At 61.5% G+C, this 12661-nt stretch carries 14 protein-coding genes; 7 read left to right on the top strand and 7 right to left on the bottom strand.

Translation table 11 applies throughout. The annotated features are described in order from the left end of the window. Positions 1-34: 34 nt before the first annotated feature. The 4 genes from ASD44_RS04935 to ASD44_RS04920 form a co-directional block, all read right to left on the bottom strand. Positions 35-271, bottom strand: coding sequence for an acyl carrier protein (locus tag ASD44_RS04935; RefSeq protein WP_056109445.1), 237 nt, complete (start codon positions 269-271; stop codon positions 35-37). 199 nt (positions 272-470) lie between these two features. Next, the gene (fabG, locus tag ASD44_RS04930; RefSeq protein ID WP_056109443.1) at positions 471-1208 is read right to left on the bottom strand and encodes a 3-oxoacyl-[acyl-carrier-protein] reductase; all 738 of its coding nucleotides are present in this window, start codon (positions 1206-1208) and stop codon (positions 471-473) included. A gap of 49 nt (positions 1209-1257) precedes the next feature. Further along, positions 1258-2199 (bottom strand): ACP S-malonyltransferase, encoded by a 942-nt coding sequence (fabD, locus tag ASD44_RS04925; protein ID WP_056115460.1) that lies wholly within the window; start codon positions 2197-2199, stop codon positions 1258-1260. Between the two features lie 200 nt (positions 2200-2399). Next, the gene (locus tag ASD44_RS04920) at positions 2400-3026 is read right to left on the bottom strand and encodes a class I SAM-dependent methyltransferase (RefSeq protein WP_056109441.1); all 627 of its coding nucleotides are present in this window, start codon (positions 3024-3026) and stop codon (positions 2400-2402) included. Between the two features lie 525 nt (positions 3027-3551). Between ASD44_RS04920 and ASD44_RS04915 the strand changes: the two genes are divergently transcribed. Beyond that, complete coding sequence (locus tag ASD44_RS04915) at positions 3552-5366, top strand: LTA synthase family protein (protein WP_244478721.1); 1815 nt, start codon at positions 3552-3554, stop codon at positions 5364-5366. A 180-nt stretch (positions 5367-5546) separates the two neighbouring features. After that, positions 5547-5714: a 50S ribosomal protein L33 gene (gene rpmG, locus ASD44_RS04910; RefSeq protein ID WP_006201775.1), complete on the top strand. Its 168-nt coding sequence runs from the start codon at positions 5547-5549 to the stop codon at positions 5712-5714. Between the two features lie 412 nt (positions 5715-6126). Here rpmG and ASD44_RS04905 read toward each other — a convergent pair whose 3' ends face one another. Together ASD44_RS04905 and ASD44_RS04900 are read right to left on the bottom strand one after the other, a co-directional pair. Continuing rightward, positions 6127-7500 (bottom strand): PleD family two-component system response regulator, encoded by a 1374-nt coding sequence (locus ASD44_RS04905; protein WP_056109439.1) that lies wholly within the window; start codon positions 7498-7500, stop codon positions 6127-6129. Positions 7501-7534: 34 nt separating this feature from the next. Next, on the bottom strand, positions 7535-7906 hold the full coding sequence (locus ASD44_RS04900; protein WP_010909712.1) for a response regulator: 372 nt from the start codon (positions 7904-7906) through the stop codon (positions 7535-7537). A gap of 235 nt (positions 7907-8141) precedes the next feature. Between ASD44_RS04900 and ASD44_RS04895 the strand changes: the two genes are divergently transcribed. The 5 genes from ASD44_RS04895 (at position 8142) to ASD44_RS04880 (ending at position 11735) form a co-directional block, all read left to right on the top strand. Beyond that, on the top strand, positions 8142-8441 hold the full coding sequence (locus tag ASD44_RS04895; protein ID WP_056109437.1) for a DUF3572 domain-containing protein: 300 nt from the start codon (positions 8142-8144) through the stop codon (positions 8439-8441). Further along, positions 8438-9091 carry a hypothetical protein gene (locus tag ASD44_RS04890; RefSeq protein WP_056109434.1) on the top strand — a complete coding sequence of 218 codons (654 nt, stop codon included), beginning with the start codon at positions 8438-8440 and terminating at the stop codon, positions 9089-9091. Before ASD44_RS04895 ends, ASD44_RS04890 begins: the two co-directional genes overlap by 4 nt. A gap of 64 nt (positions 9092-9155) precedes the next feature. Beyond that, the gene (locus ASD44_RS04885; protein ID WP_056109433.1) at positions 9156-10472 is read left to right on the top strand and encodes a DNA polymerase IV; all 1317 of its coding nucleotides are present in this window, start codon (positions 9156-9158) and stop codon (positions 10470-10472) included. 123 nt (positions 10473-10595) lie between these two features. Beyond that, positions 10596-10763 carry a Thivi_2564 family membrane protein gene (locus ASD44_RS18565; protein WP_156459775.1) on the top strand — a complete coding sequence of 56 codons (168 nt, stop codon included), beginning with the start codon at positions 10596-10598 and terminating at the stop codon, positions 10761-10763. A gap of 90 nt (positions 10764-10853) precedes the next feature. Then, positions 10854-11735 carry a DMT family transporter gene (locus ASD44_RS04880; protein WP_056109430.1) on the top strand — a complete coding sequence of 294 codons (882 nt, stop codon included), beginning with the start codon at positions 10854-10856 and terminating at the stop codon, positions 11733-11735. Positions 11736-11754: 19 nt separating this feature from the next. Here the strand turns inward: ASD44_RS04880 and ASD44_RS04875 are convergent, their stop codons facing one another. Continuing rightward, positions 11755-12558, bottom strand: a complete 804-nt coding sequence (locus ASD44_RS04875; protein ID WP_056109428.1) for a potassium channel family protein — start codon at positions 12556-12558, stop codon at positions 11755-11757. Positions 12559-12661 lie beyond the last annotated feature (103 nt).

Below are 12661 nucleotides of genomic sequence, written 5' to 3'. Positions count from 1 at the left end.
CGCGCGCCCTCCCAGCCAATGCGTAGAGAAATCGTCAGGCCGAAGCCTTGTCGATGTACTTCACCGCATCACCAACCGTGAGGATGGTCTCGGCGGCGTCATCAGGAATCTCGACGCCGAATTCTTCTTCGAACGCCATGACGAGTTCGACCGTGTCCAGACTGTCCGCGCCCAGATCGTCGATGAAGCTCGCCTGTTCGGTCACTTTGTCGGCTTCCACACCAAGATGTTCGATAACGATCTTCTTGACGCGCTCTGCGGTGTCACTCATGTGGGCATCCTCGTCTTCATGTTTGTCTGTCTTCGTTAGCGGGCCGATTGCCGCTAATCAAGCTCAAAGATAGTCCTGCCGAAATGCAACAACGGACAGGTCGGTTTTTGCCCGAACCGCCGGGTTGCGGGCCGCATTACACCAAAAAGGCCATGGCTCCAAGGCGCAACGGCCTTTTTCTCGATGCGAATTCAATCGATCAGATCATCGCCATGCCGCCATTGACGTGCAGCGTCTGGCCGGTGACGTAGGACGCCTCGTCCGAGGCAAGGTAAACGACGGCGGAAGCGACCTCGGCGGACGTACCCATCCGCTTGGCCGGGATAGCGCCCATGATCGCTTCCTTCTGCTTGTCATTCAACTTTTCGGTCATCGCCGATTCGATGAAGCCCGGGGCCACACAATTCACGGTAATGTTGCGGGTGGCGATTTCCTGCGCAAGCGACTTGGACAGACCGATCATGCCGGCCTTCGAGGCGCAGTAATTCGCCTGTCCCGGATTGCCGGTGACGCCGACCACCGAGGTGATGTTGATGATGCGGCCATGACGGCGACGCATCATTGGGTGCGTGAGTTCGCGGGTGAGGCGAAACACGGCGGTCAGATTGACCTCCATCACCGAATCCCAGTCGGCGTCCGACATGCGCACGAACAGGCCGTCCTTGGTGATGCCGGCATTGTTGACCAGGATATCGACGCCTTCGAGGTCGGCTTCCACCTTCTGGCCAAGCGCTTTCACCTCGTCGCGGTCGGACAGGTTCGCCGGGAAGAGCTTGACCCGGTCGCCGAGTTCGGCGGCCAGCGCCTCCAGCTTCTCGACACGCGTCCCATGCAAGCCGACGACAGCGCCTTGCGCGTGCAGGAGCCGCGCGATCGCTTCGCCAATTCCACCCGATGCGCCCGTAACAAGCGCCTTGCGGCCGGTCAGATCGAACATGTTCCCCTCCGTAGAGCACTCCCTTGGCAAGGGCGTGGTCGAGTTGCAATCATCCAAGCGCCGCGAGCGCGGCCTCGATGTCGGCCGGATTGCCGATATTGGCAGTTGCGATGTCCCGGTTGATGCGGCGGGCAAGACCGGAAAGAACCTTGCCGGAACCAATCTCATAAAGCGTGGTGACGCCGTTGGCGCCGAACCACTCAACTGTCTCACGCCAGCGGACGCGGCCGGTGACCTGCTCGACGAGGCGTTTGGCAATGGCGTCCGGATCGGTTGTCGGCGTGACGGTGACATTGGAGATGACAGGAACCGAGGGAGCGGCCTTTGTCACATTGGCCAGCGCCTCGCGCATGGCTTCCGCCGCTGGCGCCATCAGCGCCGAATGGAACGGCGCCGAGACCTGCAGCATGCGCACCAGCTTGGCGCCCTTTTCGGTACAGATGGCGGCGGCTTTTTCCACCGCCGGCTTTGCGCCCGAGATCACCAGCTGGCCGCCGCCATTGTCGTTGGCCACCTGGCAGACCGAGCCTCTACCCGCTTCAGCGCAGGCCGCCTCGACGTCTGCCTGTTCGAGGCCGATGATGGCTGCCATCGCGCCCTCGCCAACCGGCACCGCCGACTGCATGGCATTTCCGCGAATGCGCAGGAGTTTCGCCGCATCGGCGACCGAGACAAAGCCCGCAGCGGCCAGCGCCGAATATTCACCGAGAGAATGACCGGCCACGTAACCGACCTTGTCCCGCATCGAAAACCCACGTGATTCCAATGCCCGAATCGCCGCAAGCGAAACGGCCATCAGCGCCGGCTGTGCATTTGCCGTCAGCGTCAGCGTTTCCTCAGGGCCTTCCCAGATCAGCGTCGAAAGCTTCTGGCCGAGAGCATCATCGACTTCCTGAAAGACACGGCGCGCCTCCGGGAAATGCTCCGCAAGATCCTTGCCCATGCCGACAGCCTGGCTGCCCTGGCCCGGAAAGGTGAACGCAATCGCCATTTGCAGCCTCATCGTTGCTCTCGCCAGCCTGTTGCGCCAAGCCGGGCCTGGAAGTCAAGCCTCGCCTCGCGTCGGTGCGGCGGTCGTGTCTCAGTTTGAATTTCGGCTATCGACCCCGAACGGATGCCCGATCTACCCCGCTTGGCGCCGCATTCGGACATGACACGCTGCCTCCATCCGGGTTCACAACCTTGTTTGAGTCATGACCGACTCGCCCGAATGCTCAGCCACCGATCATCGGGCTTTCCAACGTACCGGCGCACCTCGCTGACGAGCCAGCCAGCGTCTGTGAGCGCGGACCGCAGGGCAGGCTCGCGCCAGTATGTCTCGACGTAACGTCGAGGCGTTGCAGCGCTGCCGTGTGTGGACACGTCCTCGCCATCGCCCTCTCTAACAGAAGCATGTAGCCGCCCGCCAATCCGGGTCGCCTCGGCAAGCCGCCCAACTACCGTCCCAAAATCCTTGCGCGCGACGTGAATCAGGCAGGCGCAGGCCCAGATTCCGTCGTACGGCGCATCGGGACGCCGTGGATCGGCCAACTCGTCGGTCAGCGGGTCCAACAGGTCGGCCTCGAAGCCACTCTCGCGAAGCAGATCGACGAAACCCTTCGAGATGTCAGTGCGCCGGACGCTGATCCCCCGGCTCTCAAGCTCAAGCGCATCTCGCCCACCACCGCTGCCGATCTCGAGCACTCTGCCCGAGCCACCCAGATCGGCTACGAACGCATCGATTTCTGTCGCGACCCATCCGGGCATCGCCGCGGCCTCGGCGGCGTATTCGGCCGCGACCGAATCATAGGACCGCACGGTGTCTCGGTCGGTGGTCATCCCAGCGCTTCTCCCTCAAGACGAGAGCCCTCGAAAAGCAAGAGCCGTCAGCCCGTTGCACGTCCCGCACGCCGGGAGTCGGTGACATCGCGGGCGATTGCTTCCCAGCATTAGCAGAAATTCAATGTGAGACACGCCCTCTCGGTTCGGCCGTTCGTCAAAAACGAGACTACGGGAATCGAAGCTTTCGTTTTTCGTTCCGGGCTTGATTCCATGCGATTTGGACTTGAGCCGACGCACGATCCTGTCTAATCGAATTGCCGCCAACTGTCTGGCCTCGCGGGGTTTTTCCGGATCACACTCGGTTAAAACCGAACACGATTTGTTTGCCAGCTCTTCTCAATTCCGCCGCAACCTTTAGGTCTGGGTGACGGTTTAGTGACAATTGCATGACGTTCGCGGTCGGGGTTCAAAGTGACAGCTAGTGTGACAGGCCAGGCGGTCGCGGCGGCGGCATCTGGTGATTTCAAATCGCAAATTGTGGCTCAGAACCGTGCTTTTTGGCCGGCCCTGCGTTGCGTCCTGGTGTCCTTGCTGGCGTCGGCTGCGCTGGTTTTTTCCGTCGAACTGATTTTCCGGGGCGATTTCCTGGCCACCGTCGAGTTTTTCCTGCAACCGTTCAAGCCGGGCTGGACCACGGTTATCCTGTTTGCGCTGATCCTGGTTGCGCTCGACGCCGTGCTCGGCCGACGGCATCTCAGCCTGCTCGTGGTAGCGCCGCTTATCCTGGCGCTTGCTTTCATTGGTCACCAGAAATCGCTTTATCTGGGCGATCCGCTCTACCCGACCGATTTTCTCTACGCACGGCAGATCGTCGAACTGATGCCGCTGCTGGTGCGCGAAAGGCCGTTTGCCGGTGTCGCGATGGCAGTTGGAATTATCGCCGGGCTGGCGTTGCTGATCTATGCCTGGCGTACATGGCGCCGCCGCGCCCCGGCGATTCCCTATACGGGCCGTCTGGCGCGGCTGGTCATCAGTGTGCCTCTGCTGGCCTTCTTCGTCTCGATCATGGACTACGCGACCTTCTCGTGGAGCCGCGATCGGCTGCAGATCATCCCGATGATGTGGGACCAGAAGGAAAACTACAATTCGAACGGCTTTGCCCTCGCGTTCGCGCTGAACGTGCCGATGGCGCATGTCTCGGCGCCTGCCGGCTATTCGGAGAAGGCAATTGCCGCGATCGCCAAGCCCGAGGCCGCGATTTCGATGCCGCCGCAGAAGCCGGATATTATCGTGGTGATGAGCGAATCTTTCTGGGATCCGAGCCGGCTGCCCAACGTGAAGATCACGCCTGACCCAATCCCGACGGTGCGCGGGCTGCAGTCGGGGCATATGTTCTCGCCTGAATTCGGGGGCATGACCGCTAATATCGAATTCGAGGCGTTGACCGGCTTTTCCAATGCTTTCCTGCCGGCCGGCAGCATCCCCTACCAGCAATATGTGCGGGCACCGATTCCGTCCGTCGCCACCTTCCTGAAAAGCGAAGGCTATGCGACGCGCGCCATCCACCCCGGTACGAACTGGTTCTGGAATCGCAGCCCGGTCTACAAGGATTTCGGCTTCGACGACTTCAAGTCGGAAGAGAACCTTCCGAACATGCAAAAGCGCGGTCCGCTGGCTTCGGATGCCTCGATGACCGAGGAGATCATCAAGGAGGCCGACGCCACCGACGACCCGTTCTTCTTCTTCGCCGTCAGTCTGCAGAACCACGGGCCTTACGAGCCGCACCGCTATCCGGATCCGACTCACAAGGTGCAGGCTTCGACCAGCCAATGGGCGCAGGATTCGCTGCTGAGCTTCACTGAAGGCGCCTCGGATGCCGACAAGGGTCTTCAGAAGCTGATCGAATGGGCGAACAAGCGCGAGCGGCCGACCGTCATCGCCTTCTTCGGCGACCACCTGCCGCCGCTAGGACCCGTCTACGTTGAAACCGGCTTCCTCAAGGAGCCTGTCGCGCCGCGCAAGGAATCGCCGGACCAGATGCTGCTGCATCACCAGACGCCGCTGGTCGTGTGGTCGAACAAGACCGGTCCAGTGAAAGACATGGGCGCCGTCAGCCCGGCGTTCCTGCCGTACCACATCCTCAAGACAGCTGGCATTACGCATCCCTATTACACGGGCTTCCTTGGTGAAATGCGCAAGCAGTACAGCGTCGTCGATCGCAACCTGCTGCTGTCGGCAAATGGCGACGCGACGCCGGACTGGGCGCGCGCGAAGGATATCGATCCGGAAATCCGCGACTTCCGCTTCATCCAGTACGACATGATGTTTGGCAAGCGCAAAGCGGCGTCCGATTTCTTCCCTGAAACCGTCGAAAAGCCGAACGGGCATACGACATGACCGGCGTCAGCTTCACGCAGACGGCAGGTAGTTTCCCCGCTTCGATCTGTCGTTGCCCGCAACTTGGGCCGAGGCTTGACTTTCCGGGCGCTTTCTTTATGTGTCCCGCCAAGTTTTCCGCGTCCGGAACATTCCGAGGCACTTGCGGCTCTAACTCCAAGACATCAACGGACGATCACCATGGCCAAAGCCGCAAACATCAAGATCAAGCTTCTTTCGACCGCCGACACCGGCTTCTTCTACGTGACGAGCAAGAACAGCCGCACCAAGACCGACAAGCTGTCGTTCCGCAAGTACGACCCGGTCGCCAAGAAGCACGTCGAATTCAAGGAAACCAAGATCAAGTAATCCGGGTTTCCTACGGACGAAAAAAGCCGCCCTTTCGGGCGGCTTTTTTGTTTCTCAGGTTGAAAAAACTCTAGGCCAGCTGGGGTTATCCGCTGATCTTCTTGTGCGGCATTAAACAAAGGGGGCCGGTCGGCAATCTGGCAGCGGTACGAGGAGGCCACTATACGCCAGCGCCGGCCGGCCGACCCCACGGACCCAGGAGATGCGGCGGACCTGAGCATCATGGGGTATTCCTGGATGCTGTGGCCGTCCCCCCGCGCCAACGCCATCCCGTTGCCCGCACATTTGCGCAAGAGCTTATCGAAATCAATAGTTTCTTAACCAACGCTCGCGAATCGCTTGGATTAAGGTAAATTCGTAACCATGCCATCTTGACGGCGCGACAGGCCCGGATCCGGGCGGCCGCTGATTCCTAGGCCGCCTTGGCAACGACGCGGTTGCGACCGCCGCTCTTGGCCTCATAGAGCGCGAGGTCGGCGCGCTTCATCATCGCCTCGACCGAATCCAGCCCTTTGAGCAGCGACGAGACGCCGACGCTGACGGTCACCGCGATGGTCTTGCCGTCGTGGCCGATGGCGAATTGCTCCTTGGCGATCTCGGCCCGGATGCGCTCAGCCACCTTTTCCGCCACATGGCCTTCGGTATCCGGCATCACGACGACAAACTCCTCGCCGCCGAACCGGCAGGCCAGATCGATGCCGCGCACATTCTTGCGCAGGCGACGGGCGAATTCGCGCAGCACATCATCGCCGCCGTCATGTCCGTGCGTGTCGTTGACCGACTTGAAGCGGTCGATGTCGGTGATCATGACCGACAGCGGACGCCGGCGCGCCACGGCCCGCTCGAACAACGTCTGGAGATGGCTGTCGAGGTAACGGCGGTTGTGCAGGCCGGTCAGCCCGTCGGTCACCGCCATCTCGATCGTCTGCGTGACGCTGGCGCGCAGCTGGTCGTTGTAGCGCTTGCGGCGGACCTGGGTGCGCAGCCGCGCCGTCAACTCGTGCGGATCGATGGGGCGCGTCAGATAATCATTGATGCCCAATTCCAGCCCGCGGATGATCCGCTCCTCCTCTCCCTCGTCCGCCAGCAGAATGATCGGCAGGAAACGCGTGCGGTCGAGGGAGCGCAGCTGGGAACACAGACGCAACGGATCGAAATCGGCAAAGCCGGTCGAGATCAGTACGCATTCATAGGCATTTTCCGCTGCCTGGAAGAAGCCGGCATGTGGATCGGTCGCGACGTCGATCTCGGCGGTTGGCCCAAGAATCTTGCGGATGCGCTCGAAGGACGATTTCCGTTCGTCGATGAGCAGCACCTTCGGCGTGGTCTCCTCGGCGTTGAAGGTGCGGCTGAGCAGTTCCTCGATGCCGATGTTACGGGTGGTCGAGGCGCGCAGCCGCAATTCGTCCGTCAATGTCTTCAAGCGCACGAGGCTCTTCACCCGCGTCATCAACTGCAAGTCGTTGACCGGCTTGGTGAGAAAATCGTCGGCGCCGGCCTCAAGACCGCGCACCCTGTCCGAAACCTGATCCAGCGCGGTGACCATGACGACGGGAATATGCGCGGTCGCCGGATCGCGCTTCAGGCGCCGGCAGACCTCGAACCCGTCCATGTCCGGCATCATGACGTCGAGAAGCACGACATCGACCTTGCCGTTCTCGCAGGTCTCGATGGCGTCGGGGCCATTCGAGGCGGTCAGGACCTCGAAATATTCGGCCAGCAGGCGAACCTCCAGGAGCCGCACATTGGCCGGCACGTCGTCTACGACAAGTATCCGCGCGGTCATCGATTACTGCTCCAGGTGGTCTGAACGGGCCACGTCATGCATCGCCCAGATAGGATTTTATGGTTTCGATGAAGCGCGGCACGGAGATGGGCTTCGAAATGTAGGCCTCGCAGCCGCCCTGGCGGATACGTTCCTCATCGCCCTTCATGGCGAAGGCGGTGACGGCGATGACGGGAATGACGTGGAGATCGTCATCCTCCTTGAGCCATTTCGTCACCTCCAGCCCCGAGACTTCGGGAAGCTGGATATCCATGAGGATGAGATCGGGCCTGTGCTTGCGCGCCAGATCCAGCGCCTCCAGCCCGTTGCGGGTGCGCACGGTCTCGTAGCCGCTCGCCTCGATGAGGTCGCGAAAGAGCTTCATGTTGAGCTCATTGTCTTCGACGATCATCACTTTCTTAGGCATCAAATCCCCAATCCGGCATCCTTCCTGAAAAGGAGCCGCTATGCGTTCACGACCGCAAACGCACCTTACCCGTATTCAGGCTACAACAAGAACATTGATGAAAGGCAAATCCGCCGCAGCAAAAGCCATTCAGTTTTACGTGCGGCAATCAGGCAAAGCCTGCGACTTGTCCCCGGCGACTTCACCAGCTACTTCGGAGCGCGAGACTCTCATAGCGCACGAAGCAAAGGTAACGATGAAAGATCAAGCGTCAATGCGCGAGGAGGCCGAAGCGATAGCCGTTCGCGCGCTGGGCTTCATCGCCGCCGATCCCGAACTGCTGCCGCGCTTCCTGGCGATTACCGGCATCGACGCGAATTCCATCCGCCGCGCCGCGCGCGAACCGGGTTTCATGGCCGGCGTGCTGCAATTCATCCTGGCGCACGAACCGACCCTGATGCGATTCGCGGAAGAAACCGGCACGCCGCCCGACGCCGTCGGCAAGGCATTCAAGGCCTTGCCACTCGGCGACGACAATCATGAGCGATCCATATGAGCGACGATCCCGAAACGCTGCGCCAGATCGAGGAACTGGCCGACGACGACCGCCCCTTGCTGGTGCTCGACGTCGATGACGTGGTGCTCGAGTTCAGCCGGCCGTTCCCGAAGTTTCTCGATCAACGCGGCTTCGATGTCAGCATGCGGTCGCTGCGCCTGACCGGCAATATCGCGGAAAGGGCAAGCGGCAGGGTTATCGAACAGCCTGAAGTAACCGCCCTGCTCGCCGAATTCTTCGACGGACAGGCGGAGTGGCAGAGCGTCACCGACGGCGCGGCGGAGGCGCTTGCAGAGTTCCATGGCCGCGCCGAAATCGTGCTGTTGACGATGATGCCGCACAAGCATCGCGCCATCCGCCGCGACCATCTGGCGGCGCTCGGCCTTCACTATCCGGTCCTGACCACGGATATGGCCAAGGGACCGGCGATCGCCCGTTTGCGTGGCCAGACGCAAAGGCCGGTCGCTTTCGTCGACGATCAGCCCAGCAACCTTTTGTCGGCACGGGAAACGCTTCCCGACATCCATCTCTTTCACCTGATGAGCGACAATGCGCTGCGGCACCTGTTGCCGCAACTGCCGGACGACATCGTCATGGTCGAGGACTGGCGCGAGGCCGGCCCGAAGATCGCGGCAGCCCTCGGCCTCTAGACTCCGTCGCCTTGGCCGGTTCAGGGTGCTATGAGATTCCCGTTGCTCCGCTCGAGTTCCAGCGATGGCGTATACCGTCAACGATCCCGAACATGGATTCTGCCGTGACTGCCTGACGCTGCAAAGCGGCGGCGCCCAGCGCTGCGAGCGCTGCGGCAGTCCGCGACTGTCGCGCCACGCCGAGCTGTATCGTCTGCATCTTGCCCATATCGATTGCGACGCCTTCTATGCCGCGGTGGAAAAGCGCGACAACCCCGCCCTGAAGCACAAACCGGTCATCATCGGTGGCGGCAAGCGCGGCGTCGTCTCGACGGCCTGCTACATCGCCCGTATCCAGGGCGTCCGTTCGGCCATGCCGATGTTCAAGGCGCTTGCCGCCTGCCCTGAAGCCATCGTCATCAAGCCGGACATGGAAAAATACGTGCGGGTCGGCCGCGAGGTGCGGGCAATGATGCAGGCGCTGACGCCGCTGGTCGAGCCGATTTCCATCGATGAAGCCTTCCTCGATCTTTCCGGCACCGAGAGGCTGCATGGCCTGCCACCGGCGCTTGTGCTGGCGCGCTTTGCGCAGAGCGTCGAAAAGGACATCGGCATCACCGTCTCCGCCGGCCTTTCCTACTGCAAGTTCCTCGCCAAGGTCGCCTCCGATTTCCGCAAGCCGCGCGGGTTCTCGATCATCGGCGAGGCGGAAGCCGTCTCCTTCCTCGCCGAGCAGCCGGTGACGCTCATCTGGGGCGTCGGCAAGGCTTTCGAATCGACGCTTCAGCGCGACGGCATCCGCACCATCGGCCAATTGCAAAAGATGGAACATGGCGACCTGCTGCGGCGCTATGGCGTGATGGGCGACAGGCTCTACCGGCTGGCGCGGGGCGAGGACGACCGCCGCGTTCACCCCGATCATGACGCAAAAAGCGTTTCGGCGGAAACCACTTTCGACACCGATCTGGCGACGCTGCCGGATCTGGTGCCTGTGTTGCGGGCGTTATCCGAAAAGGTGTCCGCAAGGCTGAAGAAGGCGGGAATCGCCGGGCGCACCGTAGTGCTGAAACTGAAAACCCAGGACTTCAAGACCCGGACCCGAAACCGCCAGCTCGGCGATCCGACTCGGCTGGCCGACCGCATCTTCTCCACAGGATTGGAACTCCTGCGGCGGGAGACCGATGGGACCCGGTTTCGCCTGCTTGGCATCGGTGTCAGCGACCTTTCCGACGATGGAAAAGCCGACCCGCCCGATCTTGTCGATGTGCAGTCTCGCAAGCGCGCCATGGCCGAAGGCGCGATCGATACGCTACGCGACAAGTTCGGCCGCAAGGCGGTCGAGACCGGCTACACGTTCGGCAAGGGACGCAACGCGCACCCACCCGAACCGTTGGACGATTGAGCCGTCGGTGTTTCCCCGGGACCTGTCCACAACAAGTTCGCCGCCCTGCACGTCCCCGGTGGAACCACCAACGGGATCAGCGCGTTATGCGCCTTGTTTGTTACTTTTCATTTGTGAGGGAAAATGGCTTCTTCTGCACTTATCAGCATCCTGATCACCTTCCTGGTGATCATCCTCGTGCTCTGGCTCGTCCAGCGCCTGCCGCTCGACGGTCGGATGAAACAGATCGCCCAGATCGTCGTCATCATCATCGGCATCATCTCGCTGCTGAAGTACCTGGCTGTATTTTAGGACTATCTAAAATAATGGGTCAGAACTGGCCCATGCGAAAGCGTTAGCCTAGCGGTTGCGGGCGATGCCGTGGCTTGCGACATAGCGGCCATGGCATCCGAACCTTCTGTCCCAAAAGCCGCTTTCTGGATGGTGCTTTCGATAGCATCCTTCCTGGCGATGTCGATCGCCGGGAGGGAAACCACGAGCGTGCTCGGCGTTTTCCAGGTGCTTGAGATGCGTTCGGTGATCGGCTGGTTCATCCTGCTGCCGCTGGTGATGACCAATGGCGGTTTTTCCGCCATGCGATCCGAGCGTCTGGGCGTGCATGTCGCCCGCAACGTCGTACACTATGTCGGCCAGGGTGCGTGGCTCTACGCACTGACCTTGATCCCGCTGGCAGTACTGATTTCCATCGAATTCACCACGCCGATCTGGACAGCCCTGCTCGCCGTCGCCTTCTTGGGCGAGAAGCTGAGCCGCAACCGTATCATCTCGATCGTGCTTGGCCTTGTCGGCGTGATCGTCATCGTGCGTCCTGCGACCGATTCGGTCGATCCGGGGCATCTGATCGTTCTTGGCGCCGCCGTGTGCTTCGGCATTTCGGTGGCTATGGTCAAATCCTTGACCCGCACCGAAAGCGTCGTGCGCATCATCTTCTGGATGCTGGTCGTTCAGTCCGTGCTCGGACTGGGTCCTGCGCTGATGGAATGGCGCAATCCGCCGCTCGAACTGTGGCCATGGATCATCGTCATCGCCTTCACCGGCATGTCATCGCATTTCTGCATGGCGCGGGCGCTTTCGCATGCCGACGCCATGGTGATTTCGCCGATGGATTTCCTGCGGGTGCCGCTTTCGGCGCTGATCGGCTGGTTGCTCTACCAGGAACAGATCGACATTTTCACCGCCGGCGGCGCGGCGCTGATCCTGGCCGGCAATCTCCTCAACATCCAGCGGCGCGCGCCGAAGCCGGCAGAGGTCGCCGCGAGCTGACATCGTGGCCTTGTTCCCGTCAGTTTCCCTCGTCGGGTATATTCAGGATATGTCCGCAGGCCTTGCAATGCACCGCATCCGGTTCGTGGCGGGACAGGCCGCATTGCGGGCATGGGAAGTAGACCTTGGCCGGCCGGAAGATCGCCTGCGCGAGCCGCACGAACAGCGAGATGCCGATGATCATGGTGACGATGGCTGTGAGCTTTCCCGCCATGCCCGGTAGCACGATGTCGCCGAAACCGGTCGTCGTGACGGTCGCAACGGTGAAGTAGAGCGCATCGACATACCCGGCGAGCCCTGCCCCGTCGCGGAAGAAGAAGGTGTAGACGAAACCTGTGACGACCAGCAGGAAGGTCAGCAGGTTGATGACCGCATGGCTGGCGTCGCGCCATTCGCGCAGATGCGGATCGCGGAAATGACGCCACAACCCGCCGCTGCGCGACAGCGACCAAAGCCGCAGGATGCGCAGGAAGCCGAGATTGGCGAGAGCGGTAGGAAACAGCAGCGTCAGCAGGATGAAAATGTCGACCCAGGTTGTCGGCTGCCTGAACTGGCGCAGGACGTCGTTGGACGCGAGAAGGCGGGCGCCGATATCGGCTGCCACCAGCGCCGCCACGGCATAATCCAGCCACAGGAAGGCACGGGTCTCCTGCAGCACCGGCGTCGCGACGAAAAAGCCGATGATGGCGAGGTCCACAAGCACGGCGGCGATCTGGAAGCGGAAGGCCGCGGGTGTTGTGCCGTGATAAAGCCGCCGCAGCGTATCGCGCAGCCGCCCGAACGCGGAGGCGTCCTGTTCGAGGTCCTTGTCTTCAGAGGTCATGCCAATGCCGATAGCGCCGGAAGTGCGAAAGGTCCAGCACGCAGAGAACGGCGACAGGGCGGCCTTTCAGTGCATGTCGGGCCGATTTGTCCAGCCCCAGCAC

The sequence above is a fragment of the Mesorhizobium sp. Root554 genome (assembly GCF_001427025.1).
In the GTDB taxonomy this organism is placed as follows: Bacteria; Pseudomonadota; Alphaproteobacteria; order Rhizobiales; family Rhizobiaceae; genus Mesorhizobium.
This window is presented reverse-complemented; position numbering and strand designations above follow the sequence as displayed.